28 protein-coding genes are annotated in these 26,285 nt (G+C 74.9%); 16 read left to right on the top strand and 12 right to left on the bottom strand.

What is annotated here, in order from left to right; translation table 11 throughout:
* Nucleotides 1–112: 112 nt before the first annotated feature.
* Together KPF47_RS04570 and KPF47_RS04565 are read right to left on the bottom strand one after the other, a co-directional pair.
* Nucleotides 113–553, bottom strand: coding sequence for a CBS domain-containing protein (locus tag KPF47_RS04570; protein WP_224387209.1), 441 nt, complete (start codon nt 551–553; stop codon nt 113–115).
* A 34-nt stretch (nt 554–587) separates the two neighbouring features.
* On the bottom strand, nt 588–1,202 hold the full coding sequence (locus KPF47_RS04565) for a carboxymuconolactone decarboxylase family protein (protein ID WP_224387207.1): 615 nt from the start codon (nt 1,200–1,202) through the stop codon (nt 588–590).
* Between the two features lie 189 nt (nt 1,203–1,391).
* On the opposite strand from KPF47_RS04565, the gene KPF47_RS04560 reads away from it, so the two are divergent.
* Nucleotides 1,392–2,438 carry a Glu/Leu/Phe/Val dehydrogenase family protein gene (locus KPF47_RS04560; protein ID WP_224387206.1) on the top strand — a complete coding sequence of 349 codons (1,047 nt, stop codon included), beginning with the start codon at nt 1,392–1,394 and terminating at the stop codon, nt 2,436–2,438.
* On the top strand, nt 2,438–3,634 hold the full coding sequence (gene hppD / locus KPF47_RS04555; protein ID WP_224387205.1) for a 4-hydroxyphenylpyruvate dioxygenase: 1,197 nt from the start codon (nt 2,438–2,440) through the stop codon (nt 3,632–3,634). Before KPF47_RS04560 ends, hppD begins: the two co-directional genes overlap by 1 nt.
* 47 nt (nt 3,635–3,681) lie before the next feature.
* Here hppD and KPF47_RS04550 read toward each other — a convergent pair whose 3' ends face one another.
* A complete protein-coding gene (locus KPF47_RS04550) occupies nt 3,682–5,037 on the bottom strand; it encodes an amidase (RefSeq protein ID WP_224387203.1) in 1,356 nt (451 codons plus the stop codon).
* A gap of 102 nt (nt 5,038–5,139) precedes the next feature.
* Between KPF47_RS04550 and KPF47_RS04545 the strand changes: the two genes are divergently transcribed.
* The 4 genes from KPF47_RS04545 to KPF47_RS04530 all read left to right on the top strand — a co-directional run bounded on the left by KPF47_RS04545 (nt 5,140) and on the right by KPF47_RS04530 (nt 9,869).
* Nucleotides 5,140–6,777: a helix-turn-helix domain-containing protein gene (locus KPF47_RS04545; RefSeq protein WP_224387201.1), complete on the top strand. Its 1,638-nt coding sequence runs from the start codon at nt 5,140–5,142 to the stop codon at nt 6,775–6,777.
* A gap of 100 nt (nt 6,778–6,877) precedes the next feature.
* On the top strand, nt 6,878–7,990 hold the full coding sequence (locus tag KPF47_RS04540; RefSeq protein WP_224387199.1) for an NDMA-dependent alcohol dehydrogenase: 1,113 nt from the start codon (nt 6,878–6,880) through the stop codon (nt 7,988–7,990).
* Nucleotides 7,990–8,919, top strand: coding sequence for a MoxR family ATPase (locus tag KPF47_RS04535; protein WP_224387197.1), 930 nt, complete (start codon nt 7,990–7,992; stop codon nt 8,917–8,919). Before KPF47_RS04540 ends, KPF47_RS04535 begins: the two co-directional genes overlap by 1 nt.
* Nucleotides 8,920–9,002: 83 nt before the next feature.
* Entirely contained in the window at nt 9,003–9,869 is an 867-nt protein-coding gene (locus KPF47_RS04530) for a VWA domain-containing protein (RefSeq protein ID WP_224387195.1), read from the top strand.
* A gap of 11 nt (nt 9,870–9,880) precedes the next feature.
* Here KPF47_RS04530 and KPF47_RS04525 read toward each other — a convergent pair whose 3' ends face one another.
* On the bottom strand, nt 9,881–10,504 hold the full coding sequence (locus tag KPF47_RS04525) for a DedA family protein (protein WP_224387194.1): 624 nt from the start codon (nt 10,502–10,504) through the stop codon (nt 9,881–9,883).
* Nucleotides 10,505–10,850: 346 nt separating this feature from the next.
* Nucleotides 10,851–12,272, bottom strand: coding sequence for a helix-turn-helix domain-containing protein (locus KPF47_RS04520; protein WP_224387193.1), 1,422 nt, complete (start codon nt 12,270–12,272; stop codon nt 10,851–10,853).
* Nucleotides 12,273–12,440: 168 nt separating this feature from the next.
* Between KPF47_RS04520 and KPF47_RS04515 the strand changes: the two genes are divergently transcribed.
* The 3 genes from KPF47_RS04515 to KPF47_RS04505 are packed head-to-tail and all read left to right on the top strand — an operon-like array spanning nt 12,441 to nt 15,210.
* Complete coding sequence (locus KPF47_RS04515) at nt 12,441–13,457, top strand: amidohydrolase family protein (protein ID WP_224387191.1); 1,017 nt, start codon at nt 12,441–12,443, stop codon at nt 13,455–13,457.
* On the top strand, nt 13,454–14,188 hold the full coding sequence (locus KPF47_RS04510) for an iron-sulfur cluster assembly protein (protein WP_224387189.1): 735 nt from the start codon (nt 13,454–13,456) through the stop codon (nt 14,186–14,188). Before KPF47_RS04515 ends, KPF47_RS04510 begins: the two co-directional genes overlap by 4 nt.
* Nucleotides 14,185–15,210, top strand: a complete 1,026-nt coding sequence (locus KPF47_RS04505) for an NAD(P)-dependent alcohol dehydrogenase (protein ID WP_224387187.1) — start codon at nt 14,185–14,187, stop codon at nt 15,208–15,210. Before KPF47_RS04510 ends, KPF47_RS04505 begins: the two co-directional genes overlap by 4 nt.
* Nucleotides 15,211–15,385: 175 nt before the next feature.
* Here KPF47_RS04505 and KPF47_RS04500 read toward each other — a convergent pair whose 3' ends face one another.
* Entirely contained in the window at nt 15,386–15,847 is a 462-nt protein-coding gene (locus KPF47_RS04500) for a MarR family winged helix-turn-helix transcriptional regulator (protein ID WP_224387185.1), read from the bottom strand.
* 101 nt (nt 15,848–15,948) lie between these two features.
* Between KPF47_RS04500 and KPF47_RS04495 the strand changes: the two genes are divergently transcribed.
* The 3 genes from KPF47_RS04495 to KPF47_RS04485 are packed head-to-tail and all read left to right on the top strand — an operon-like array spanning nt 15,949 to nt 18,181.
* The gene (locus KPF47_RS04495; RefSeq protein WP_224387183.1) at nt 15,949–17,055 is read left to right on the top strand and encodes an LLM class flavin-dependent oxidoreductase; all 1,107 of its coding nucleotides are present in this window, start codon (nt 15,949–15,951) and stop codon (nt 17,053–17,055) included.
* Complete coding sequence (locus KPF47_RS04490) at nt 17,055–17,666, top strand: CE1759 family FMN reductase (protein ID WP_224387181.1); 612 nt, start codon at nt 17,055–17,057, stop codon at nt 17,664–17,666. The genes KPF47_RS04495 and KPF47_RS04490 overlap by 1 nt, the downstream gene beginning before the upstream one ends.
* Nucleotides 17,667–17,671: 5 nt before the next feature.
* On the top strand, nt 17,672–18,181 hold the full coding sequence (locus tag KPF47_RS04485; RefSeq protein ID WP_224387179.1) for a VOC family protein: 510 nt from the start codon (nt 17,672–17,674) through the stop codon (nt 18,179–18,181).
* A gap of 9 nt (nt 18,182–18,190) precedes the next feature.
* Here KPF47_RS04485 and KPF47_RS04480 read toward each other — a convergent pair whose 3' ends face one another.
* Nucleotides 18,191–18,775: a hypothetical protein gene (locus tag KPF47_RS04480; RefSeq protein WP_224387177.1), complete on the bottom strand. Its 585-nt coding sequence runs from the start codon at nt 18,773–18,775 to the stop codon at nt 18,191–18,193.
* Between the two features lie 105 nt (nt 18,776–18,880).
* On the opposite strand from KPF47_RS04480, the gene KPF47_RS04475 reads away from it, so the two are divergent.
* On the top strand, nt 18,881–19,552 hold the full coding sequence (locus KPF47_RS04475) for an alpha/beta fold hydrolase (protein WP_224387175.1): 672 nt from the start codon (nt 18,881–18,883) through the stop codon (nt 19,550–19,552).
* A complete protein-coding gene (locus tag KPF47_RS04470; RefSeq protein WP_224387173.1) occupies nt 19,527–19,706 on the top strand; it encodes a hypothetical protein in 180 nt (59 codons plus the stop codon). Before KPF47_RS04475 ends, KPF47_RS04470 begins: the two co-directional genes overlap by 26 nt.
* A gap of 21 nt (nt 19,707–19,727) precedes the next feature.
* On the opposite strand, the gene KPF47_RS04465 is transcribed toward KPF47_RS04470, so the two are convergent.
* From KPF47_RS04465 to KPF47_RS04450, 4 genes are all read right to left on the bottom strand, one after another.
* The gene (locus KPF47_RS04465; protein ID WP_224387171.1) at nt 19,728–20,729 is read right to left on the bottom strand and encodes a hypothetical protein; all 1,002 of its coding nucleotides are present in this window, start codon (nt 20,727–20,729) and stop codon (nt 19,728–19,730) included.
* A gap of 120 nt (nt 20,730–20,849) precedes the next feature.
* Nucleotides 20,850–21,824, bottom strand: coding sequence for an NAD(P)-dependent oxidoreductase (locus tag KPF47_RS04460; protein ID WP_224387168.1), 975 nt, complete (start codon nt 21,822–21,824; stop codon nt 20,850–20,852).
* Between the two features lie 17 nt (nt 21,825–21,841).
* Nucleotides 21,842–23,626 carry a choline/carnitine O-acyltransferase gene (locus KPF47_RS04455; protein ID WP_374108794.1) on the bottom strand — a complete coding sequence of 595 codons (1,785 nt, stop codon included), beginning with the start codon at nt 23,624–23,626 and terminating at the stop codon, nt 21,842–21,844.
* Between the two features lie 5 nt (nt 23,627–23,631).
* Entirely contained in the window at nt 23,632–24,501 is an 870-nt protein-coding gene (locus KPF47_RS04450) for a pre-mRNA-splicing factor SPF27 family protein (RefSeq protein ID WP_224387164.1), read from the bottom strand.
* Nucleotides 24,502–24,697: 196 nt separating this feature from the next.
* Between KPF47_RS04450 and tatA the strand changes: the two genes are divergently transcribed.
* Both tatA and KPF47_RS04440 read left to right on the top strand, forming a co-directional pair.
* Nucleotides 24,698–24,973, top strand: coding sequence for a Sec-independent protein translocase subunit TatA (gene tatA, locus KPF47_RS04445; RefSeq protein ID WP_224387162.1), 276 nt, complete (start codon nt 24,698–24,700; stop codon nt 24,971–24,973).
* A gap of 95 nt (nt 24,974–25,068) precedes the next feature.
* Nucleotides 25,069–25,752 carry an SDR family oxidoreductase gene (locus KPF47_RS04440; protein ID WP_308015323.1) on the top strand — a complete coding sequence of 228 codons (684 nt, stop codon included), beginning with the start codon at nt 25,069–25,071 and terminating at the stop codon, nt 25,750–25,752.
* A gap of 95 nt (nt 25,753–25,847) precedes the next feature.
* On the opposite strand, the gene KPF47_RS04435 is transcribed toward KPF47_RS04440, so the two are convergent.
* Nucleotides 25,848–26,156 (bottom strand): hypothetical protein, encoded by a 309-nt coding sequence (locus KPF47_RS04435; RefSeq protein ID WP_224387160.1) that lies wholly within the window; start codon nt 26,154–26,156, stop codon nt 25,848–25,850.
* Nucleotides 26,157–26,285 lie beyond the last annotated feature (129 nt).

The raw sequence follows: 26,285 nt of genomic DNA, 5'->3' as shown, positions 1-26,285 counted from the left end.
GGGTCACCGGGGACGGGGTCCTCTCGACGGCGGGTGGCCGACGACGGCGTCGGAGGTGGTCAGCCGGTACAGCGTCCGGCGCGCCGGGTGGTGTTCCCCGCGGTGGGCGGGCTCACGGACGGTCGCGGGTCGCCGCGCGTTCGTCGATCCGGGCCTGGATGCCGGCGTCGGAGCAGAACCCGCGGCCGTGCCGCTTGAGGCAGAGCAGCCCGAGCAGACCGCCGTCGTCGTCGACGACGGCGACCCGCCGACGGCCGGCGTCGGCCATCGTGGCCCAGGTGGCGGCCAGGTCGTCGCCCGCCCGGGCGACCCGTCCGTGGAGCGTGCCGACGGCCGCGGCGGGTTCGTCCGGTCCGGCACCGGCCAGGTCGGCGCGGTCGACCACGGCGAGCAGCCGCCCCCCGTCGAGGACCAGCAGCGAGTGCACCTTCGGCCGCTCGAAGGCCGCCCACGCCTGCGCGACGGTCGTCGCCGGTCCACAGGTCTTGGGGAAGGTGTGCATGGCCGTGGCCACGCGCACCCCGTCCGGTGCGGTGCTCGGTGCGGTGCTCATCGCGGACCTCCCCTCCTCGTGCGGGTACCCGGCCTCACTCCGGCCGGAACACGGCCAGCGCGGTGGCCAGCATGGAGTAGTACCCGGTCAGCCAGACCAGTGCGGCGAGGGTGTCCCGGCCCAGTACCCGCGTCGCCTCGGCGTACGCGCCGTCACCGAGGTCGTGCCGGGTGAGCAGCGCCCGCACGGTGGCCAGCGCGATCCGCTCGGGCTCGTCGAGGCCGCCGGGCACACCACGGTCGAGCAGGGCCTGCAGCTGCACCCCGGACAGTCCGGTGTCGCGGGCGAGCCCCTCGTGGGCGGACCACTCGAAGGCCGACCCGTGGTGCACGGCGACGGCGAGCACCGCCAGCTCGCGCAGCCGCGGGGGGAGGTCGGCGTCGGTGCGCAGGGCCGCGCCCACCTGCTGCACGGCGTCGCCGATCCGCGGGGAGAACAGCATCGTCGCGAACGGCCCGAGAAGGCGGTCGGCGTCGTCGACGAGCGGGACGCGGGCCTGCGCGCGGCGCGGTCCGGTCGCGATCCGGGCGTGCAGCGCGGCACGCCCGGGGTCCAGGACGGCCGGGTCGAGCGGCGCGGTCCGCGGGTGGCCCGGGGGGCGGGGCCTGCCGCGCAGGTCCGCGGGCGTCGGGGCGTCGCTGGTCGTCACCGGTCCAGGTTACGGACGCGGGCGACCGGCCCCGGGAGTGACAGCGGTCTCCTGGACGTTCTGACCAGGTCTGTCCGGCGGACGTCCGGTCGATCTGGCGCCCTGGCCCAGACGATGGTGGGCCAGTTGCGCAGATATCGACTCGTGGGGTGTGCTCGCTGTACACCGACGAGTCGATGGAGGCGCGGGATGGCTCTGCCCGAGTGGGACGGCGAACTGACCTCGGTCCGCTACGACCGGGGGACGGGGGCGTGGTTCGTGGTCGGGGTGCACTCGACCCGCCTCGGCCCGGCGTCGGGCGGGACCCGCGCGATGGTCTACCCCTCGCCCGACGTCGCCGTCGCCGACGCCCGTCGCCTGGCCGGCGCCATGACGTCGAAGATGGCCGCCGCGGGCCTGCCGATGGGCGGCGGCAAGTCGGTGATCGCGCTCCCGGCGCCCCGTGCCGAGCTCGACGACGCCACCTGGCAGCGCATCCTGGAGCTCCACGCGGCGAACCTGGAGCTGCTCGGCGGGAACTACACCACCGGCCCGGACATCGGTACGAGCTCCGCCGACATGGACGTGCTGGCCGGGCTGACCCCGCACGTGTTCGGCCGCTCGGTCGCGGCGGGCGGGCCCGGCTCGTCCGGGCCGATGACCGCGCTCGGGGTGTTCGCCGCGATCCGCGCGGGGGCCCGTGAGGCCGGGTTCGACGGCGTCGACGGGCTCCGGGTGCTCGTCCAGGGACTCGGCGCGGTCGGTGCCGACGTCGCCCGGCTCGCCGCGGGCGCCGGGGCCAAACTGATCGTCACCGACGTCGACCCGGCCCGCTGCGCCGCGGCCGCCGACGAGCTGGGCGCCGAGGTCGTCGACACCGGCGCGGTGACCACCCGCGAGTGCGACGTGCTCGTCCCGTGCGCGACCGGCGGGCTGGTCACCGCCGAGGTGGCGGCGACGGTCCCCACCGCGGTGATCGCGAGCGCGGCGAACAACCTGCTCGCCGACCCGTACGCGGCCGAGGTCCTGCGCCGGCGCGGGATCACCTACGCCCCCGACTTCGTCGCGAACGCCGGCGGTGCGATCCACCTGGTCGGCCGCGAGGTCCTCGGCTGGGACGCCCGGCGGGTCGCCGACCGCACCGAGGCCATCGGCGACACCCTCGCCGGGATCTTCGCCGACGCCCGCACCCGCGGCGTCACCACCGTCGAGGCGGCGCAGACGCTCGCCTCCCGGACCCTGACCGGAGGGCAGTGATGGACATCCTCACCGACGCGGAGAAGCTCGCCGAACTCGACGCCGACGCGCTGCGCCGGCTCGTCGGGCTGGTCGACCACGACGACTCCGCCGACCCGTTCCCGGTCACCGGCTGGGACGCCGTCGTGTGGACGGTCGGCAACGCCACCGCCGCCGCCCAGCTGTTCCAGGTCGTGTACGGGATGGAGCTGGTCGCGTACTCCGGCCCGGAGACCGGCAACCGCGACCACCACGCCTTCGTGCTGCGGTCCGGCGCGGTCCGGTTCGAGGTGCGCGGCGCCGTCGACCCGGACAGCCCGCTCGCCGAGGACCACCGCCGCCACGGCGACGGCGTCGCCGACATCGCGCTGGAGGTCCCCGACGTCGACCGCTGCATCGCCCACGCCCGCACCGCAGGCGCGACCGTGCTGGTCGAGCCGCACGACGAGAGCGACGAGCACGGCACCGTGCGCACCGCGGCGATCGCCACCTACGGCGACACCCGGCACACCCTGGTCGACCGGTCCGGCTACACCGGCCCCTACCGGCCCGGCTACGTCGCGCGCAGCTCGGCCGTGGTCCGCCCCGAGGGCGCGCCGCGCCGGCTGTTCCAGGCGCTCGACCACGTCGTCGGCAACGTCGAGCACGGCCGGATGGACACCTGGGTGGACTTCTACCGGCGCATCATGGGCTTCACGAACATGGCCGAGTTCATCGGCGACGACATCGCGACCGACTACTCCGCGCTGATGAGCAAGGTCGTCGCCTCCGGCAACCACCGGGTCAAGTTCCCGCTCAACGAGCCCAGTCCCGGCACCCGGCGCTCCCAGATCGACGAGTTCCTCGACTTCCACCGCGGTCCCGGCGTGCAGCACCTCGCGCTCGCGACGAACGACATCCTCACCACCGTCGACGTGCTGCGTGCCCGGGGCGTCGAGTTCCTCGATACCCCGGCCGCCTACTACTCGGACCCGGAGCTGCGCGCCCGCATCGGCTCGGTGCGCGTCCCGGTCTCCGAGCTCGCCTCCCGCGGGATCCTCGTCGACCGCGACGAGGACGGCTACCTCCTGCAGATCTTCACCAAGCCGGTCGGGGACCGGCCCACGGTGTTCTTCGAGCTGATCGAGCGGCACGGGTCGCTGGGTTTCGGCAAGGGGAACTTCAAGGCCCTGTTCGAGGCGATCGAGCGGGAGCAGGAGCGCCGCGGCAACGTCTGAGCGGCTCAGTCCTGGATGCGCCGCCAGGGGCGGTCGGCCTCGATCGCCTACGCCAGCTCCAGCAGCGTCCGCTCGTCGCCGACCGTCCCCTCCAGGTGCACCCCCACCGGGAGCCCGCCCGCCGTCGCGCCCGCGGGCAGCGCGATCGCGGGCGCCCCGGCGACGTTGGCGAGCGGGGTGAACGCCACGTAGTCGAGCAGCCGCGCGGCGAGCTGTCCGAACGGCACCGTCGGCGCGAGCCAGCCGATCTCCGGCGGGGTGTGCGCGAGCACCGGGGACAGCAGCACGTCGTGCCGGGTGAACAGCTCGGCGTGGGTCGCCGCGACCCGGCGCAGCCGGTGCAGGAACACCGGGGTGCGGGCCAGGGCACGCCGGTAGTGGTCGGCCAGACCGTGGGTGAGCGCGTCGAGCCGGCGCGGGTCGAAGGTGCGACCGTGCAGCAGCCTCCCGCCGGTGACCACGGAGAACGCGAGCAGGCCCCAGTAGTCGAGGAAGTCCTCGACGAACCGGGTCCCCACCCCGGTGACGGCCTCGGACACCTCGTGGCCCTGGCCGGCGAGCAGCTCCGCGACCGCGGTGACGGCCTCGCGGGTGTCGCCGTCGACCGCGGCACCGGTGGGGGACTCCAGCACCACCCCGACCCGCAGCCGTCGCCGGGCGGGTCCCTCGACCACGCCCAGCGGCGGCAGTGCGGGGTTGCGCCGGGCGCGGTCGGCGCCGGCGAGGAACACGGCGGTGTCGCGCACCGACCGGGAGACGACGCCGTCGGCGACCAGGTCGATCGGCATCCGGGCGCCGGCCGCGTTCGGGGCGAGCCGCCCGCGCGAGGGCTTGAGACCGACCAGCCCGCAGGCCGCGGCCGGGATGCGGATGGAGCCGCCGCCGTCGTTGGCGTGGGCGAGCGGCACCACCCCGGCGGCGACGAGCGCGGCCGCGCCGCCCGAGGACGCGCCGCAGGAGTACCGCGGGTCCCACGGGTTGCGGGCCGGCTCGTCCTCGGCGAACTCGGTGGAGGCGTTCAGCCCGTACTCCGGCATCCGGGTCGTGCCGACCAGGTCGAGCCCGGTCGCCAGCAGCTGGCGGGTCACCTCGGCGTGCGCGCGCGACGGCGACGGCGTGAACGCCCGGGTGCCGTGTCCCGCAGGCCACCCGGCGACCTCGACGTTGTCCTTGGCCAGCGTCGGCACCCCGGCGAACGGCCCGTCGGGGTCCCCGGTGACCGGTGACCCGGTGCGGTCCAGGGCCCGGCCCCGCAGCTGCGGGTCGACCCGGGCTGCCCGGCCGGCGACGGCGGCCCGCAGCTGCGCCGCGGAGACCTCGCGGCGGCGCAGCCGGGCGGCGAGGGACACCGCGTCGTCGTCACCCAGGGCGTCGTCGCAGAACGCGTGCACGCGTCGGCTCATGCCGTCCGATCATGCCGGGCAGGCCCGCGACGCCGGCCGGGGCGCCCCGGGCGCGGGGTAGTGTCCGTGACACCTGTCACGATCATCGGGGAGGTGCGGTCGATGGCGACCGACACGGCGCCCGGCGGCGGCTCGCCGGGACGGGCGGACATCGCGTCCTCGTGGCACCGCGCGCGGATGGCCGGGGTCGACCCGGAGCGCGGAGGCGGCGCCGGGATCGCCGAGGTCGACCGGGCCGGACGGCTGGCGGTCGCCGCGGAGCCGGTGCTGCGGGCGCTGGCCGAGGAGCTCGCCGACGAACCGTTCTCGGTGCAGCTGGCCGACACGGACTGCCGGATCCTCGACATCTGGTGCGGGGACCGCGCGCTGGGCCGCGCGTTCGACGACATCGGGCTGGTCGTCGGCGCATCGGCGGACGAGTCCGCGCTCGGCACCAACGGGATCGGCACCGCGGCCGCGACCGGCGCCGGGGTCGCGGTGCACGGCGAGGAGCACTTCCTCACCGGTCTGCGCCGCCTCAGCTGCTTCGGCCACCCGATCCGGCACCCGCTGCGCCGCCGGACCGAGGGGGTCCTCGACATCACCGTGCAGGGCGGTCGGGCGAACCCGCTGTTCGGGCCGCTGCTCTCACGGGCCGCGCGCGACATCGAGGCGCGCATCGTGGAGGCGGCCCGCGACGACGACCGGCGGCTGTTCCTCGCCTTCCAGGAGGCCACCCGGCGGCGGACGGACCCGATCGCGGTGCTCGGCCCGGAGGTGGTGCTCACCAACCGCAGCGCGGTGACCGTGCTCGGCCCCGGCGGAATGGACGTCCTCGCCGCGCTGCGCACCGAGGTCGTCGAGAACGGGCCGCTGACCCGGGTCCTCCAGATCCCGGACGGGCCCGGCATCCGGGTGTGTGCCGAGACCGTCGCCGACACCGCCGAGGGCGTCCTGTTCCAGCTGGCCCCGGTCCGGCCCGCGTCCCGCGGGCCCCTGGTGCGCCGCCCGCGCCCGGCGGTGACCGGCTGGCCGGTGCTGGTCGCGGGGGAGCCGGGGACGGGTCGCAGCACCGAGGCCCGCCGGCTGCTCGGGGTCGAGGACCCGGTCGTGCTGCCGGCGTCGGAGGCGCTCACCGCCCCGGCCCGGGACTGGGCGGCGCGGCTCGCCGCGCTCGTCGAGGCCGGGGCTCCCGCGGTCGTGGTCGACGAGGTGCACGTGCTGCCCGACGAGCTCTGGGCGGTACTGCGCCCGCTGCTGCACGGCGACGTCCGGACCCGCCTCGTGCTGACCTCCTGCCCGGTCGCGGAGCTCCCGCCCGCCGCGTCCCGGCTCCTGGCCCGGTGCCGGCACCGGGTCGAGCCCGCGCCGCTGCGCGAACGGGGCGCGGAGATCCCGGAGCTGGTCGCGCGGGCCGCCGAGCAGCTGCGGCCCGGCCGCGAGCTCATCCTCACCCCGTCCGCGGCCGCGGCGCTGTCGTCCTACGCCTGGCCGGGCAACCTGACCGAGCTGGTCGGGGTGGTGTCGGAGCTGGCGAACCTGCCGGGCACCCGGCGGATCGACGTGACCGACCTGCCCGCCCATCTCGTGGGCGGCCCGCGCGCGGCGCGCCTCGGCGGCCGCGAACGCGCGGAGCGGGCCGCGATCGGGCATGCACTGGCCGCCGCCGGGGGCAACAAGCGGGAGGCGGCGCTGGCCCTGGGGATCTCCCGCACCACGCTGTACCGGCGGATCCGGGCGCTCGGCCTGGACCACGCATGACCGGGTACGCACGTGTCCACATGTGGAACACGTCACCGACCGGTGCGCCGGAGAGGATGGGCCGCAGTCCTCACCCCGCCCGCGCGAAGGAGCGTGTCGCATGAAGACCAAGGCCGCCGTCGTCTACGAGACCGGCAAGCCGATCGAGATCGAGGAGCTGGAGCTCGACGGTCCGCAGCAGGGTGAGGTCCTCATCCGCTACACCCACGCCGGGCTGTGCCACTCCGACGTCCACATCGCGCACGGTGACCTCGAGGCCCGCCTGCCGATGGTGCTCGGGCACGAGGGCGCCGGGATCATCGAGGCCGTCGGCCCGGGCGTCACCCGGGTGCAGCCGGGCGACCACGTCGTCTGCTCGTTCATCCCGAACTGCGGCACCTGTCGCTGGTGCTCGACCGGGCAGCAGGCCATCTGCGACATGGGCGCCACCATCCTGGAGGGCTACCTCCCGGGTGAGCGCTTCCCGTTCACCGGCCCGCGGGGCCGGTACGGCGCGATGTGCATGCTGGGCACGTTCTCCCAGTACTCCACCATCCACCAGAACTCGGTCGTCAAGGTCGACGACGACCTGCCGCTGGACAAGGCCGTGCTCGTCGGCTGCGGCGTGCCCACCGGCTGGGGCTCCGCGGTCAACGCCGCCGACGTCCGCCCGGGGGAGACGGTGATCGTCGCCGGCGTCGGCGGCATCGGCATCAACGCCGTCCAGGGCGCCCGCTACGCCGGGGCGAAGAACCTCATCGCCGTCGACCCGCTGGCCAACAAGCGGGAGAAGGCGATGGAGCTCGGCGCCACGCACGCCGTCGCCACCGCCGCCGAGGCCGGTGACCTGGCCCGCGCCATGACCAACGGCAACGGCGCCGACAAGACGATCGTCACCGCGGGCATCGTGACCGAGGAGATCGTCACCGGGGCGTTCGAGAACACCGGCAAGGGCGGCACCGTCGTGCTGACCGGATTGAACAAGCTCTCGACGACCAACGTCACGCTGCCGGGCTCGATCATGACCCTGTTCAAGAAGACGGTGAAGGGCTCGCTGTTCGGCGACTGCAACCCGACCGTCGACATCCCGAAGATCCTCGGCCTGTACCAGAGCGGGGACCTGAAGCTCGACGAGATCATCACGCGGACCTACACCCTCGAGCAGGTCAACGAGGGCTACGACGACCTGCTGAACGGCAAGAACGTCCGCGGCGTCCTCGTCCACGAGCACTGATGGGGTCTGTCACGAACCCCGCGGGACCGGCTGCGGCCGGTCCCGCGGGGACCCCCGTCGTCGGCCGCGGCCACGAGGTCGAGCTGCTGGTCGCCGCGCTGGAGGCCGGCGCGCACGTGGTGCTGGAGGGGCCGCCCGGCACCGGCAAGACCACGCTGCTGCGCTCGGTCGCGGTGGAGGCGGACCTGCCCTTCGTGTTCGTCGAGGGCAACGCCGAGCTCACCCCCGCCCGGCTGGTCGGCCACTTCGACCCGGCCCAGGTCCTCGACCGCGGCTACACCGCCGAGACCTTCGTCGACGGGCCGCTGGCCGAGGCCCTGCGCTCCGGGGCGCTGCTCTACGTCGAGGAGATCAACCGGATCCCGGAGGAGACCCTCAACGTGCTCATCACCGTGATGAGCGAGGGCGAGCTGCACGTCCCCCGGTTCGGCCGGATCGTCGCGGACGAGGGCTTCCGCCTGGTCGCCGCCATGAACCCGTTCGACGCCGTCGGCACCGCCCGGATCTCCTCCGCCGTCTACGACCGGGTGTGCCGGATCGCGATGGGCTACCAGACCGCGTCCGACGAGACCGCCGTCGTGGAGCTGCGCGGCCCGGTCGTCGACCCGCAGTGGCGGGCGAAGGTCGTGTCCCTGGTCCGGCGCACCCGCGAGCACCCCGACGTGCACGTGGGCTCCTCGGTCCGCGGCGCGATCGACATCGTCCGCATCTCCGCGGCGCTGGCCGCCCGCCGCGGCCGGGAGACCACCGACTGGCGGACCGGGCTCGACGCGGCCCTGGTCGCGCTGTCCGGGCGGATCCGGACGGCCGAGTCCGGCTCGCGCACCGCGGAGGACATCGTCCGCGAGCTGTACCGGGCCGAGTTCGGCGAGGAGCCGCGTGCGGACGCCGACGCCCCGGACGGCGGTGATGCGTCGGGGGGAGCCTGAGCCCGCCTCCGGCGGGCGGTCCCCGACCCGCGGACGGTGCGTCCCGTCCGCCCCGGCCGCGTGCGCGCCCGGAGGACCGCACGGTGGCCCGCAGCTCCCTGGCGGGCCACCCGGGGTTCACCGAGATCTCGCCCGAGGTCGGGGTGCTCGACGTCGACGCGTTCGACGCCGCGCTGGCGCAGCGTCCCGACGAGACGCTGATCCTGCTCGTCGACATGGGGAAGGCCACCGACGAGGCGCTGCGGGCGGCGGCCCGCAGGCTGGCCGGCCGGGTCGTGCTGGAGATCGGCCGGTCCGGCCGGGTCACCCGGCGCGGGATCGGCAGGCTGCGGGCGGTCCCGGCCGACCGCGGCGGCGACCTGGACCTGGACGCCTCGCTGGGCGCGGTCGCCGAGGCCCGCGCGGCGCGGCGCCCGGTCGGACTCGACGAGCTGACCGCGCGCACCTGGGCGCGGCCCGCGCTCGCGTTGTGCCTGGTGGTGGACGCGTCCGGGTCGATGGGCGGGGACCGGCTCGCCGCGGCGGCGCTGACCGCCGCGGCCTGCGCGTTCCGGGCACCCGGTGACCACGCGGTGCTGTCGTTCGCGGCCGAGACCCGGGTCCTGCGCGACATCGGGTCCAGCCGTCCGCCGTCGGCGGTCGTCGACCGGGTCCTGGGTCTGCGCGGCCACGGGGTGACCGCGCTGTCCGGTGCGTTGAGGGCGGCCACCGCGCAGCTGGAACGGACGCGCGCGGAGCGGCGGATCGTCGTGCTGCTCTCGGACTGCCGGGCCACCGACGACCAGGACCCGGTCCCGGCGGCGCAGCGGGTGCCGGAGCTGCTGATCCTGGCCCCGGAGTCCGACCACGAGCAGGCGGCGGAGCTGGCCGCGCGCAGCAACGCGCGGTGGGCGCCGGTCGCCGGACCGTCGGACGCACCGGCGGTGCTGCGGTCGCTGCTGGGCGGGTGATCCCCGGCCGGTCAGGACCGGGCGTGGGCCCGTCGCCGCGAGCCGGCGGCCCGCACGATCGCGGTCCGTCCGAGCACCAGGGACAGCCCGACGGCGATCCCGCCGACGACCAGCAGCCAGGGCCGCGACTCCAGGTCGGTGGCGAGCCGGTCCCCGGCCGCGTAGCCGATCCCGACGAGTACCGCGGCGCGCACCGCCGTGGTGGGGATGATCCAGGCCAGGAAGCGGCGGTAGCCGACCTTGGACAGCCCGGCGGCGAGGTAGGCGGGGATGGCGCCGATGTCGACGAGCTTGGCCCCGATGACGATGCGTGGCAGGTGCGTGTGGACCTCGCGGGACAGCACCTCGCGGCGCTCCTCGGTCAGTCCCAGCCGGTTCAGCACCCGGGCGACGGCCGGACGGTCGCCGTTGCGGCCCAGCGCGTAGAGCGCGGTGTCCCCGACCACGTCGGCGACCAGCGCGGCCAGCCACACCCCCCACCAGGGCAGCTGCCCGGCCCCGGCGAGCGCGGCGGCGGCGACGGTGACGATCGGACCCTCGAGGAACGCCCCGACCCCGATCACGAGGAGCGACCGGACGGGGGCAGCAGGGATCGCGGCCAGCAGTGCGGCCACGGTGTCCGCGAGTCCGAACACGAACGCCTCCCGTCAGGTACTCCATCGAATGGTGCCCTGTGTGCCGCACCGGGCGGCGGGCGCCCCGCCGTCGTCGCGCGACGCGCGCTCCCCGTGACCGAGGGTGACCGCGTCGCCGGGTGGCGGTGCCGAGCCCCGTGGCCGGGCCGGCCGCCGGGTCCTCCGGGGCGTCGTTGCCCGGCACACCGATCGTCCCACCGTGGACCGTGATCGGCAGGTCCGGGCGAGCCGCGTCCGCCGTGTGGGCGGCCACCGGTAGCCCCGGTCCGGTGAACGCGTCCCCCGTCCGGGTGGTCCGGGACCGTCGGGACCGGACGGGGGCCCGTGACCGGGGACGACGCTGCGCTCAGCGCGGGGGTGTGATCCCGTACCGCTGCACCCGGCGGTACGCGGTCGCCCGGCTGATGCCGAGCGTCTCGGCGGCCCGGGTGACGCTCATGCCGTGCTCGGTGAGGCAGCGGACCAGCTCGTCGCGCTCCAGCGACTCGATCCGGGTCAGCGACCCGGACCGGGTGGCGAGCAGCTCCGGTGGCAGGTGCCGGACGTCGACGACGCTGCTGCGGGCCGAGGCGTCGCGCACGGTGCGGCGCAGCTGCTCGACGTTGCCCGGCCAGGTGTGGGTGCGCAGGGCGCGGGCGGCGGCGTCGGTGAAGCTCACCCCGTCGCGGGCGAAGTGCGCGGCCAGCACCGGCACGTCCTCGGGCCGGTGGCGCAGCGCCGGTACCTCGACGACGACGTCGAGCAGCCGCGACAGCGCGTCCGGGATCCCCTCGACGCCGCCCGCGGTGACGGCCAGCGTCGACTGCGGGAGCGACCGGACCAGCGCGGCCAGCCGGGTCGCGACGGGAGCGGGCAGCGCGTGCACCCGGCCCGCGATCACCGCGGTGTCGTCCTTGCCCAGCTCGGGCGACCACAGCGACAGCCAGGAGACCGCGTCCTCGGCGGCGGGCGGGCGGGCGTGCAGCACCCGGTGCCGCGGCGCGACGGTGCGCAGGGCCGCCGCGAGCAGCGCGGACTTGCCCGCACCGGGCTCGCCGACGACCCCGACCCGCGCACCCTCGCGCAGCGCCGCCCGCACCTCGTCCAGCGCGGTGGACCAGCTGCGGCCCAGCTCGGCGGTGCCGCCGGTGGGCTGGGGGGCGACCCGGAACACCTCGCCGCGGGGCGCCGGACGCGGGGTCGCACCGCGTCCGTGGGCGAGCATCAGCGCGGAGGTCTGCCCGGCCGCGGTGCGGGCCAGCGCGAGCAGCAGCCCGTCGGAGCGCTGCGACCAGGTGGTGAGGTTGATGCTGCCGAGCAGCGACCCGTCGACCGGGTCGAGGACGGGGGCGGCGGCACAGGTGTAGCCCCACAGCCCGGTGCAGTAGTGCTCGTCGCCGCGGACCAGCGACGGGACCCGGTCGGCCAGCGCCAGTCCGAGCCCGGTGGTGCCCGCCTCCCGCTCGCCGAAGGCGAACCCGGGGGCGAGGTAGGTGCGGTCCAGCGCGTCGGTCAGGCCGCGTTCGTCGCAGAGCCGGGACACGACGATGCCGTCGGCGTCGGTGAGCATCAGCGAGATCGGCTCCCCGGGCAGGCCCTCGTGCAGCCCGGCGAGCACCTCGCCGCCGCAGCGGGCGAACAGCGACCCGTCGTCGACGGCGCCGGTGAATGCGGGGTCGACCGCCTCGGTGGGGGCGCCGTAGGTCTCGCTGCGCGCCCAGGACGCCGAGATCCGGGCCGGAGCCAGTGACTGCCCCATCGCGCGTACCTCCTCGTACCTGCTGCTCACGACGGTGTCACACCTGCGACGCCGGTGCGACGGCGTCGCGTCTCAGGTTGAGACGGTGATCACCACCGCAGCGCCGCCGCCGTTCCTAGTTTCGGCCCCCGACGCGGGACCACCGACCCCGCGCAGTCGCGGGGTGTCCACCACCTCGCCGCGACCGAGAGGACGACGATGTACTCGAAGAACGGTGAGTCCTACTTCATCGTGGACGCCCACGTGGCGCTGTGGGACGCGCGGCCGGAGAACCAGCGCAACATCCACGGCAGGCAGTTCATCGACTGCTTCTACGACTACCACCGCAACCTCAGCCCGGAGTCCGAGGTCTGGCCCTACGAGGACTACCTCTACCAGGGCGGCGAGCGGCTGATGAAGGACCTGTTCACCGACGGCCACGTCGACCACGCCGTCTTCCAGCCCGCGTACCTGGGTGAGTTCTACGCCAACGGGTTCGGCCAGACCGAGGAGGCCTTCGCCCTCGCGCAGGCCCACCCGGACAAGCTAACCTACAACCACCACTGGGACCCGCGCAACGGCGAGCAGGGCCTGCGGCAGCTGCGCGAGGACGCCAAGCGCTTCGGGCTGAAGGGCGCCAAGCTCTACACCGCCGAGTGGCACGGCGAGTCCCGCGGCTGGAAGCTCGACGACCACTGGTCGTACAAGTACCTCGAGGCGGCCCAGGAGCTGGGGATCCGCAACATCCACATCCACAAGGGCCCGACCATCCGCCCGCTGGACCGCGACGCGTTCGACGTCGCCGACGTGGACAAGGTCGCCACCGACTTCACCGACCTGAACTTCGTCGTCGAGCACTGCGGCCTGCCGCGCCTCGAGGACTTCTGCTGGATCGCCACCCAGGAGCCGAACGTGCACGCCGGCCTGGCCGTCGCGATGCCGTTCATCCACACCCGGCCCAAGTACTTCGGCCAGATCATCGGTGAGCTCCTCTACTGGCTGGGCGAGGACCGCATCCAGTTCTCCAGCGACTACGCGATCTGGACCCCGCGCTGGCTGGTCGAGCGGTTCGTGGACTTCGAGATCCCGGAGGAGCTGTCGGAGTACGCGCCGCTGACCACGGCCCAGAAGAAGAAGATCCTGGGCCTCAACGCCGCGACGATGTACGACATCGAGGTCCCCGCGGAGCTGGCGCTGCGCGACGAGACCCCGACCGAGGTCCCGGTGGCGTCGTGAGCGCCCCCGCCCTCGCCCGCACCTCGCGTACGGACCAGGCGTTCCGGGCGCTCGACGCCGTCGTCGACCCCGAGCTGGACGAGCCGATCACCGACCTGGAGTTCGTCCGCTCCCTCGAGGTCGACGGCGACCGGGTCACCGTGCACCTGCGTCTGCCCACCGCGTTCTGCGCGCCGAACTTCGCGTACCTGATGTGCTCCGACGCCAAGGACGTGCTCACCGCGCTGGACTGGACGACCGCGGTGACCGTCGAGCTCGACGACCACCACGACTCCGACCTGATCAACGCCGGGCTGGCCGCCGACGCCGGTTACAAGGGCACCTTCCGGCACGAGGCCGACTCCGACCTCGACGGGCTGCGGGTCACCTTCCGGCGCAAGGCGCACGCCGCCGCGATGGAGCGGTCGCTGACCGGGCTGCTGCGCCGCGACCCGGACCGGGAGCCGGAGACCCTGCACGGCGTCACCCTCGCCGACCTGCCCGCGGGCCCGACCACCGACGCGCTGCTGCGCCGGCGGGCGACGATCGGGCTCGGCACCGCGGGGCACCTGCCGGTGCTCGTCGGGCACGACGGCGTCCCGTACCCGGCCGAGCAGGTCCCGCTGAAGCTGCGGATGGCCCGCTCGGTGCGGATCTCGATCGAGGGCAACGCGCACTTCTGCCGGGGGCTGCTGAAGACCCGCTACCCGGAGTCGGTCTCCGGGGACACCACGAAGGGATCCCGTCCGTGAGAGCAGTACAGGTCGTCGGCTACCACCGGCCGATGGAGCTGACCGAGGTCGCGAAGCCGGAGGTCGTGGACCCGTTCGACGTCGTCGTGCGGATCGGCGGGGCGGGCGTGTGCCGCACCGACCTGCACGTCCTCGAAGGACAGTGGGCCGAGAAGTCACAGGTCACGCTGCCGTACACGATCGGCCACGAGAACGCGGGCTGGGTCGAGACGGTCGGGTCGGCGGTGACGCACGTGGCCGAGGGCGACGGCGTCATCCTGCACCCGCTGGCCACCTGCGGGCTGTGCCGCGCCTGCCGCTCCGGCGACGACGTGCACTGCACCGCCTCGGCGTTCCCGGGCATCGACACCCACGGCGGGTACGCGGAGTACCTGCGCACCTCGGCGCGCAGCGTGGTGAAGCTCGACCCGTCGCTGCAGCCCGCCGACGTCGCCGCGCTGGCCGACGCCGGGCTCACCGCCTACCACGCGGCCGCCAAGGCGTCGCGGCGTCTGGGTCCGCGCGACACCTGCGTGGTCATCGGCGCGGGCGGGCTCGGGCACATCGGCATCCAGGTGCTGAAGGCGCTCACACCGGCCCGGCTGGTGGTCCTCGACCGCAACCCGGACGCGGTGAAGCTGGCGCTGGAGATCGGCGCCGACGACGGCATCGTCGCCGACGGCGGCCAGGTCGACGAGGTACTGGCCCTCACCGGCGGGAACGGCGCCGAGGCCGTCATCGACTTCGTCGGCGAGGGCGGGTCGACCGCGCAGGGCCTGGCGATGACCCGCCGCGCCGGGGACTACCACGTCGTCGGCTACGGGGAGAACGTCGACGTCCCGACGATCGACCTGATCTCGGCCGCGGTGAACGTGGTCGGCAACCTGGTCGGGTCCTACAACGATCTGTGCGACCTGATGGAGCTGGCCGCACGCGGCCGGGTCACCCTGCACACGACGACCTACGCGCTCGAGGACTTCCAGTCCGCGCTCGACGACCTCGACGCGGGGAAGGTCAGAGGGCGCGCGATCCTGGTGCCCTGACCCGCGCCCTCGCCCGCGTTCCCGGTCCCGACGGCCCGTACCGGTCCTCCCGGTGCGGGCCGTCGTGCGTTCCGCGGAACGGGGGCGGGGCGCGCCGGACCGCGTTCCGCGGAACGCGGTGGGACGCACGGACCGCGTTCCGCGGAACGCGTCCCGGGCCCCGGTGCCGGACCGCTCAGCCGGGCCCGCGGCCGTCGAACCGGGCCTGGACGGCGGCGGTGATCCGGGCCAGCGCGGCCACGTCGTCGTCGGAGAGCGCGTCGAAGACCAGCTCGCGCACGGTCTCCACGTGCCCCGGCGCCGCAGCCTCGATCGCCGCCCGGCCCGCCTCGGTGAGCACGACGTAGTTGCCGCGGCCGTCGTCGTCGCACTCCTCGCGGCCGACCAGGCCGCGCTTCTGCATCCGGGCCAGGTGGTGGGACAGCCTGCTCTTCTCCCACTCCAGCGCGACCGCCAGCTCCAGCACCCGGCACCGCTCGTCGGGCCGGTCGGTCAGCGCCACCAGCACGTCGAAGTCGGTGAGCGAGAGTCCCGACCCGGCCTGCAGCCGCCGGTGCAGCTCACCCTGCAGGCGTGCCTGCATCCGGAGCAGCCCTCGCCAGGCCGCCTGCTCGCTCTCGTCCAGCCACCGTGTCACGGGCCCCACCCTACCGGAATAGTTGACGCATCACCTATGTTGCTGCAAGATGTAGATGACGGATCAACCACTGAGTCGTCGACGAACAGAGGGAGGAAGCCGTGCAGTTCGGAGTCTTCACGGTCAGCGACGTCACGCCGGACCCGACGACCGGCCGCACGCCGACCGAGGCCCAGCGGATCCAGGACGTCCTGACCATCGCCCGGCACGCGGAGCAGGTCGGCCTGGACGTCTTCGCGATCGGCGAGCACCACAACCCGCCGTTCTTCTCCTCGTCGCCGACCACCACGCTCGGCTACCTCGCGGGCGTCACCGACACCCTGCAGCTGTCCACCTCGACCACGCTGATCACCACGAACGACCCGGTGAAGATCGCCGAGGACTTCGCGATGCTGCAGCACGTGGCCGGCGGGCGTGTCGACCTCATGCTCGGCCGCGGCAACACCGGCCCGGTCTACCCGTGGTTCGGCCAGGACATCCGCCAGGGCCTGAACCTGGCGGTCGAGAACTACGCGCTGCTGCGGAAGCTGTGGGACACCGAGGTCGTCGACTGGGAGGGGCACTTCCGCACCCCGCTGCAGGGCTTCACCTCGACCCCGCGCCCGCTCGACGGCGTCGCACCGTTCGTGTGGCACGGCTCGATCCGCAGCCCGGAGATCGCCGAGCAGGCCGCCTACTACGGCGACGGCTTCTTCCACAACCACATCTTCTGGCCGGCGTCGCACACGAAGCGGATGGTCGAGTTCTACCGCACGCGCTGGGAGCACCACGGTCACGGACCGGCCGACCGCGCGATCGTCGGCCTCGGTGGCCAGGTGTTCATGCGCCGCAACAGCCAGGACGCGGTGGCCGAGTTCCGGCCGTACTTCGACAACGCCCCGGTCTACGGCCACGGGCCCTCGCTGGAGGACTTCACCCGCGAGACCCCGCTGACCGTCGGCAGCCCGCAGCAGGTCATCGAGCGGACGCTCGGGTTCCGCGACTACGTCGGTGACTACCAGCGCCAGCTGTTCCTCATCGACCACGCGGGCCTGCCGCTGAAGACCGTGCTGGAGCAGCTCGACCTGCTGGGCGAGGAGGTCGTGCCGGTGCTGCGCAAGGAGTTCGCCGCGCTGCGCGCGCCGGGGGTCCCGGACGCGCCGACCCACGCCTCGCTGGTCGCCGCCCGTGACGCGGCCGTCGCACCGCAGGAGCAGGAGGTCGCATGATGACCGCACGCAGGATCGTCGTGCTCAGTGCCGGGCTGTCGACGCCGTCGTCGACCCGGCTGCTGGCCGACCGGCTCGCCGCCGCGGTCACCGCGGCGCTCGCCGACCGTGGCGAGCGGGCCGAGGTGCAGGTGGTGGAGCTGCGCGAGCACGCCCGCGACCTCGCCGACCACCTGGTCGCCGGGTTCCCGAACACCGCGCTGGCGCCGGTGCTGGAGTCCGTGGCCGCGGCCGACGCCGTCGTCGCGGTGACCCCGATCTTCTCGGCGTCCTACAGCGGCCTGTTCAAGACCTTCGTCGACGTGCTGGACCGCGACGCGCTCACCGGTACCCCGGTGCTGCTCGCCGCGACCGGCGGCACGGCACGCCACTCGCTGGCCCTGGAGCACGCGATGCGCCCGCTGTTCGCGTACCTGCGGGCCGCGACGGTCCCGACTGCGGTGTTCGCCGCGCCCGAGGACTGGGGCGCGACCGACGTGGGCACCTCCCTGGAGAGCCGTGTCGGGCGCGCCGCGGGGGAGCTGGCCGACGCCGTCGCCGCCCGGCCGCCGGCCACCCGCACCGACCTGTTCGCCGACGTCCCCGACTTCACCGCACTGCTGAAGGGCTGACCACGATGACCGACACCGGTACCCCTAGCGACACCGCCGCCCTCGACGCCGCCCGCGACCGCATCCGCTCCGCCCACCTGAAGCCCGCGGGGGAGCGGCCGGCCTCGACCGCGCGCGGTCTGCACCACACCGCGCTGGTGAGCTCGGACGTCGAGCGGACCGTGCGCTTCTACCAGGACGTGCTGGGCTTCCCGCTCACCGAGCTGATCGAGAACCGGGACTACCCGGGCTCGTCGCACTTCTTCTTCGACATCGGCAACGGGAACCTGCTCGCGTTCTTCGACTTCCCGGGTCTCGACGTCGGCCCGTACGCCGAGGTCCTCGGCGGGCTGCACCACATGGCGATCAGCGTCGAGCCGCAGCGGTGGGACGAGCTCGTCGCCCGGCTCACCGAGGCCGGGGTGGAGCACGAGGTGCACTCGGGCGTGTCGGTCTACTTCCGCGACCCCGACGGCGCGCGCATCGAGCTCATCGCCGACCCGCTGGGGGAGATGTACGGCCACCACGTGCTGTGAGCGGGGTGTTCACCGGCGGACGCTGACGTGGACGTGGTCGAAGTGCCCGCCGGTGGCGTCCTCCGGGTCGTAGACCCCGCCGCCGTTGTAGGGCCGCCCCCAGTTCTCCCGGCCCTCCCCGGAGTCCCCGGTGCCGCGGTACCAGATCCGGCCCTGCCAGATGACGTAGCGGACCCGCAGCTCGGAGGCGTTGTCCCGCAGCCAGGTGGCGACCGCCCAGCCGTCCTCCAGGTCCTGCCCGGCGGGGAACTCACCGTAGCCGGCCGGGAACGCGTCGCAGGCCCGTCCGGCGGGGTGGTCGCTCGACGGGTTCCACGCGTGCTCCGACCAGCAGGTGATCGCCCGGACCGGAGCCGACGGGCCGGGCTCGCCGAACCGCTCCACGAGGGCGTCGTGCAGGCGGAGTGCCGACGGGGTGAGGCAGCCCGCGGTCGTCGGGTCGGGTCGGTCGCACTGCTCGGGTGGCGGCGGGTCGACCAGGTCACGCAGGTCGTCGGGGGTGAACCCACGGGACCCGGCGAACCAGGACAGCCCGCCGACGAGCAGGGCCAGCACGAGGAGCACGCCCACTGCCGGGGCGATGCGGGTCTTCACGGGGGCTTCGTCCGTTCCGTCGGAGTCCGTTCCAGCCTACGGCGGTGACACCGGCCCGTGCGGCGGCCAGGATCGCAGGCACACCCACGGACCCGGGGAGCCGCCATGTCCACCGCCGTCAGCACCGACCTGCTCGACCGGCCGGGCGCCCGCATCACCTTCGACGTGCGGGGCTCCGGCCCGCTGCTCGTCCTCGCCGGGTCGCCGATGGGCGCCGAGCCGTTCGGGCCGCTGGCCTCGTCGTTCGCCGGGGACCACACCGTCGTCACGTTCGACCCGCGCGGCACCGGCCGCAGCGTCGCCGGGGACCCCGACGCCGGCTCACCGGTCCCGGTGCGCGCCGCCGACCTCGCGGCCCTCGTCGAGCACGTCGGCGCTGGTGCCCCGGCGACGGTGTTCGGCTCCAGCGGCGGGGCGGTCGTGGCGCTGGCCCTCGCCCAGGAGCGACCCGAGCTGGTCGGGGTCGTCGTGGCGCACGAGCCGCCGCTGCAGGAGCTGCTCCCCGACGCCGACGAGCGGCGTACCCGGACCGAGCGCCTACCGCGAGCACGGGTCCGCAGCGGCCTGGGGGCTCTTCCTGGCCTCGGCGGGGCTGCCCACCGCGGCACCGGAGGAGGTGCCCGAGCGCACCGCGCTGCCCGCGGCGGACGGGAGCGCCACCGCCCGGCAGGCCGCCGACGAGCGGCACTTCTTCCTGCACGAGATGGCCGCGACGGTGCGGTGGGTCCCCGACCTCGACCGGCTCCGTGGCGTGCGGGTCGCCGTCGGGATCGGTGAGGCGTCCGCGGGCCAGCTCTGCGACCTCACCTCACGGGCCCTCGCCGACGCCCTGGGCCGCGCACCGGAGCCGTTCCCGGGCGGGCACGTCGGGTTCGTCGAGGAGGTGCCGGTGTTCGCACGGCGGCTGCGGGAGGTCCTGTCCCGCACCTGAGGACCGCGCCCGACGGCGCCCTCAGTAGCCCCCGAACGGGGTGCCGCCCCCGAACAGCGGCGAGGTGCCCATGGCCCCGCGCAGCTCCAGGAACGTCAGGAGCCCGTAGACCGCGCCGGCCAGGAACACCAGGCAGGACAGCGACACCAGCAGGTAGGTGACGACCCGCAGCACGGTCAGCGCGGTCGGGTCCTTCGCGACGGTCACCGCGGCCGGCGCGGCCGAGGCGCGGGGCGCGGTGCCGAGCGGCCCGGTCGCCTCGACGCCCGGACCCGCCGGGGCGGTCGCGCGGGCCGGGGGGCCGGTCCGCTCGGCGAGCTCGGCCTGCGCCGGGTCGGCCGGCCGGCCGGACGCGCCGAACCGGGCCGCAGCGGCCTCGGCCACCGTCGCCGGACGACGTCGGTCGGCCTCCGGGGCCCGTGGTGCCGGGACGGCCCCGGCCCCGGCGCCGACGGTGGTGCGCTCGGCGACCGCGGTCGCGCCCGTCTCGCCGTGGCCGGGGTCGGGCCCGGACGTCGCGGCGTCGCCGGAGCCGCCCGGGTCGGGGTCGGGGGTGTCCGGGTAGGGCGGGCCACCGTCGATCGCGGTCCCGCCCCGCGATGCGGGGTCGCCGTACTCGCCGTAGGCGGCCCGGGTCGGGGTGGCCGGCTCCTCGGGCTGGCGGTGGGCGGCCCGGCCGTAGGCGCCGTACCCACCGTCGTCGGGACCGTCGTCGGCCTGCTGCGAGCCGCCTGCGGGCACCGGGGCGCCGTAGCCCTCGTAGCGCATCGGTGCGGCGTACCCGCCCCCTCCCACCGACGGCTGCGGGCCGGTCCCCCCGTAGAGCTCACCGAAGCCCTCCGGGTCGGTGGGCGTCGCCCGCTCCACCGGCCGCGACGCCCGCAGGTCCGGGTAGCCCCCCTGGTAGGAGTCCTCCGGGAACTCGTGGTCGTCGAACCCGTGCCGCGGACGCGGCGAGGGCCGGGCGCGGTCGGAGTCGGCACCGCGCGGGCCGGGGCTGGGTCGGTGCTGCGGGCCGGTCATGGCAGGACCTCCGGGGTACGGCGTCACGGTCGGCGACACGTGCTGTGTCACCTCTACCGCCGGTCGTACCCACTGCGTTAGACCTGACGGCCCAGCGTCACCCGGTCCGGCGAGGTGAAATCACCGGGTGTACACCCCGGTCGGGGAATCGTGGTACCCCTTCGCCCCGACGACGTCGGCCAGCGGGCTCCGTGGCGGCCCGCCGGCCCGCACCCGCGCGACGACGGCGGCGACGTCCCAGACCGGGGTCCAGCCCAGCTCGGCCACCGCCCGGGCCGCGCTGTACACCCGGTCCACCGGTGGCACCGGGCGTCCCCGGACGGCCGGCAGTGCGGCGAGCGCAGGGACCCGTCGTCGCAGCACCGCGGCGGGGTCCCTGCCCAGCTCGGCGAGGTCGGACCGGTGGAACGGCGTCGGCGCGCTCACCACGTAGCGGGCGAACCCGAGCCCGGGTGCCCGCCGGGCCGCGGCCAGGTGGGCGGACACGACGTCGGCGACGTCGACCCGCCGGTGGCAGAACTCCACCAGCTTGAGGGTGGTGTCGTCGTGCGCGGCACGGACCTCGTCGCGGTCGTCGGCCTCGGGGAAGAACCGCGAGGTCCGCAGCACCACCACCGGCAGCCCGGGGTCGGAGCCGGCCAGCTCGCACAGGTCCTCGGCGGCGACCTTCGTGGCGCCGTAGACGTTGCGGACCCGGGGCACCACGGTCTCGTCGATCCAGGTCGCGGGCCCGCCCGGCTCCGGGGTCAGTGCGCGGCCGAAGGCGCTGGTCGAGGACGTGAACACCAGGCCCCGTACCCCCGCGGCGGCGGACTCCTCCAGTACCGCGAGGGTGCCGGACACGTTCGTGTCCACGAAATCCTGCCGGGTGTGCGAGCCGACGTGCGGCTTGTGCAGCGTCGCGGTGTGCAGGACGTGGGTGACCCCGCGCAGGGCGGAGCGCAGCGCGTCGCGGTCGGTCAGCGTGGCGACGACCGCGGTCCACGGCGAGGGCCGCCGGTCCAGGCCGACGACGGGCACCCCGTCGTCGGTCAGGGTGCGGACCAGGGCCTCACCGAGGTGCCCGGAACTGCCGGTGACGAGGAAACGCTCCACCGCACCAGTGAACCCGCTCAGGCAAGCAGGTTCCGCAGCTCGGTCACCGCCGTCCGCAGCTCGCGGGCGAACGCGTGCATCCCCTCGGCCTGGTCGGCCGGGGTGGACAGGTGCACGTGGAAGCGGTCGGGCAGCAGCACGTAGGCGACCCCGATGCAGCGCGAGCTGGTCGAGCCGAAGCCGAAGTACCGGATGTTGTCCGACGGCGCCGAGCTGGTCGACAGCCAGTCGTCGCGCATGATCGTCCAGCCGGGGGAGTCGAACACCGCGAGCTGGTCGGTGACGCCCAGCTCCGCCCCGCGGCGACGCCGGATCCAGTCCAGTTCCCACAGGTGCTGCTCGGGAGCGTCGCCCTGCTGGCACTGCTTCGCGCGGGCACCGTGGGCCGCGGCGGCGGCCCGGAAGGTCTCGACCTTGTCGGCGTCGGACGCCCGGGGGTCGCCCATCGTGTCGACGAACGCGACCATCTCGGGGGTGATCACCCGCATCGCCTCGGTGCGTCCGCGCCGGAACTGCCGGGTCGCGATCGACTCGTAGGTGGCGCCGGTGACGCCCTTGGCCCGCCGGTGTGCGATCTGGTAGCAGGCCTGGACGAAGGCGTCCGGGGAGCACCCCAGGGCCTTCGCGTCGCGGGCGCCGAAGTCGTCGAACGCGACCAGCCCGGTGGCGGTGGCGTCGAGGAACGCCGCGAACTCGTCGTGCGCGCGGGTGACGGTGGCGCGCAGGTCGTCGTCCAGGACGAACCGCAGCTCGGCGTGCGGCGGCGCGCCGTGGGGCCGGGCGCCGATCCGCTCGGCGTGCACCTCGACCGGGTCGGCGAACATGGCGTCGACCAGGGTGAGGACGGTGGTCCCGTCGAGCTCGCAGTGCTCGATGTTGACCCCGGCGGTGCCGTCGGCGAGCACGACGAGCGACAGCGCCTTGTCGAACCACCGGTCGCCGGCGTCCCCGGCCAGCAGGGTCCGCGCGGCGGACTGCTCGTCGGCCGGGTCGGTCTCGTCGAGGCAGATCGCGAGCAGCGCCCGTTCGACGAGATCGACGGCCTCGGCGTTGACCGGGTCCAGCCCGGTCAGCCGGTCGCGCACCGACGCCCACTCGGCGCGGGCCAGCGTGGTCAGCGCGCCGACCGCGTCACCGGTGGCGGTCCGGCCGGGGTTCCCGTCGCGGATCTCCCGCAGGGCGGCGGCGATCTCCTCGACGGTGTGCGCGTCGCCGTCCGGGCCGACCACGTCGAGGCGGTGGATGCGGCCGCGGTGCAGCACCACGACGTGCCGCTCGGTGGAGGGACCGGGCCAGCCGTCGCTGTAGGGGGTGCGGACGGTGTCCTGCGGGTCACCCGGGATCCGGGTGGTGGAGAAGATGTGGCGGCTCTGGTCCATCGACTGCGGGACGTCCCGGTTGAGCAGCGGCGGGAACGTCCCGGCGTCGAGGTCGGCCTTGTGCCCGAGCGCGGCCACGGTGAGCTGCGCGGCCCGCTCGCACGGGTCGGTCGTCGTGCCCGGCCCGAACAGGAAGAAGAAGTTGGCGTTCAGCGCGATGCGGTCGCGGCGGCCCAGGTAGCGGGAGGGCCAGAACTCGTCGAGCCAGCTGTGGGCGCCGTCGTCGAACCGCTCCAGGTCGGCCTGGAGCACCGAGGCGGGCCCGCCCTCGGCGAGGAGCTCACGGGCGGCGGTCCGGGTGCGGGCGTACTCGTCGGGGGTGAGCAGCGGGGCACACCACTCCAGGAACCGGTCGACCGAGGCGGACAGGGTCGGGAGCGGCACCTTCGGCAGGTCGTCGTCGGCCGCGAACGTGGTGGTCACGGGCATCAGTCCAGCAGCCCGTCCACGCGCACGGTGCGCGCCCCCCCGTGTTCGGACAGTGTCCTGCCGAACAGCTGGCGGGTGCGGACCGCGCTGCCGACCACCCCGGCGCGGGTGCTGTAGGAGAAGATCGCGGTGTGCCGGGCGGTACCGCCGTGCACCTCGGTCACCCGGTGCAGCGAGTACCGGCCGCGGAACAGCTGCAGGTCACCGGGGCGCAGCACCAGCCGCCGTACACGGTCGCCGCCGCGCCCGTGCAGCACCTCGGCGACGTCGGCGGTGTGCTCGTCGGAGGCGTCGCGGATGTCCGGGCAGTACTCGAACACACCGCCGGCCTCGGGCGCCCGGGTGAGCAGGCTGATCGCGACCTCGTTGGTGTCGAAGTGCCACGGGTGCGAGCGGCCGTCGCCGACGACGTTCAGGCACAGCCCGGCCAGCGGGTCGGCGAGCTCGTACAGCTCCGGCACCCCGGTGCAGGCGGCGAGGAACGCCCGGAACCCCGGCGACGGGTACAGCCGGTGGATCACCGCGGCGGCCGGGATGCGGTCCCGCGCGACGAAGGCGTTGCCCCGCTCCAGCGGCACGCGCGCCGGGTGGTCGGCGGGCAGCGCGGGGTCGGGGTCGGTGTTGTAGACGTTGACGACGGCGGTCTCGTGGTGCGCCAGCGGGGCGACCGCCTCGCCCTCGGTCCGCAGCCGGTCCCGCCACGAGGCCCGGACGAACCCGGGGAGCACCGCGCAGCCGTCGGAGGCGAGCTGGGCCCTGGCCCGGCGGACCGCGTCCCGCCAGCCGGACGAGCCCGGTTCGTGCACCGGGTAGCGGGCCAGGTCGACCGGGTCGAGCTCCTGCGGGGCCGCGAGTGCGGTCGGCTGCACGGATCAGCTCCTTCGTGCCCGGACGGCGCCGGTGCCGCCCACGGTGTCACGGTCATCCAAACCCGATCGTCGCCACCGGATCAACGGTGAGTGACCGAGCGATCAGTTTCCGTGCGCTGTGGGAGTCTGTTCGCCGCGGGAGGGAACCCCGGCGCCGGGTCGTTCGTTGATCCCGTCGGCGAGCGAGGAGGCTGTCATGGGCGCATTGAGCCCCACCCACTGGTTGATCGTCCTGGTCGTGCTGGTCCTGCTGTTCGGCGCGAAGAAGCTGCCGGAGATGGCGCGGTCGGTCGGCCGGTCCAGCCGGATCCTGAAGAGCGAGATGCGCGGCCTGCGCGACGACGACGAGCGTCCCGGCGAGATCGGCCCCGGCGGCGCGACCCGCGCCGACGCCGAGGTCCGCGACCCGGGGACCCGGCAGCCGGAGGGCGCCACCCGCCCCGAGCCCGGCCCCGAGACCCACCGGGCCTGACCGCCGGGCGCATGACGGACCAGGCATGACGGACCACGCATGACGGTGCTCGTGACCGGGGCCAGCCGGGGGTCGGTGCGGCCACCGCCCGGCTCCTGGCCGCGCGCGGTCAGGACGTCCTCGTCGGGCACCGGGCCTCGCCCGAGGACGCCGCGGCCGTCGTCGCGGAGTGCCGGGCCGCCGGGGTGCACGCCGACGCGGTCGCCGCGGACGTCACCCGGACCGAGGGCGTCGAGCAGCTGTTCGACGCGGCCTCGGCCATGCCGTCGCCGCTGACCGGCGTGGTCGCGAACGCCGGGGGCGCCCCCTCGCAGCAGCGGCTCGAGGACATGAGCGACGCCCGCATCGACGAGGTCCTCGCGCTCAACCTGCGCGCGGCACTGCTGTGCTCGCGCGAGGCGGTGCACCGCATGTCCACCCGCTACGGCGGGGCGGGCGGGGTGCTCGTGCACGTCACCTCCCGCGCGGCGGTGCTCGGCTCACCCGACGAGTGGAACGACTACGCGGCGGCGAAGGCCGGGGTCGAGGCGCTCGTCGTCGGGCTGGCGAAGGAGGTCGCCGCGGACGGGATCCGGGTGGCGGCCGTGCGACCGGGCCTGCTCGACACCGACTTCCACGCCCGCGCCGGTGAGCCGGGGCGGATCGAGCGCATGGCGCCGTCGATCCCGATGGGGCGCGCCGGTCACCCCGACGAGGTGGCCACGGCGATCGCCTGGCTGCTGTCGGACGAGGCCAGCTACGTCACCGGAGCCGTGCTCGACGTGTCCGGCGGACGGTGACCCGGAGCCGGGTCACCGGGGCCACCGGCGCGGGTCGGGGCCCGGCCGGCGGTGGGGAACGGACCGGCGGTGTGGTCGGCGGTCGGCGGCGGCGCTCAGGAGGCGGCGCGGGCCGACCGTCCGAAGCCGATCCGTCCGCGGCGGCGGGCACGGCGCCCCGCCCCGGAGGTCTCGGCACACAGCAGGCATCCGTCCCCGGGCGGGGAGGCCAGCGAGGCGGGCAGCACCACGTGCCCGCAGAGCGCGGTGCAGTGACCGGTCCCGGCGACGAGGGAGTCGGCCAGCACCGCCTGTGCGACGACGTGGCTGCGGCTGTCGCGGGCGCAGGTGACCGTGACGGTCTGCTCCTCCTCCGGCGCGGTCACCACGGCCACGGGGCGCGTACTGGCGGGTGTCACCGACACGGCAGCTCCTCCGGGCACGACTCGACGGAACAGCCATCGTCACCCCGAAACGGTGCAGATGCAAGTGCATCCGCACGATTGGCCGAATGTGCGGCCGGGTGGTGGCGCAGCGTGGTGAGCGCCACGTCG

The sequence above is a fragment of the Pseudonocardia sp. ICBG1293 genome (genome assembly GCF_020131355.1).
GTDB lineage: Bacteria > Actinomycetota > Actinomycetes > Mycobacteriales > Pseudonocardiaceae > Pseudonocardia.
This window is presented reverse-complemented; position numbering and strand designations above follow the sequence as displayed.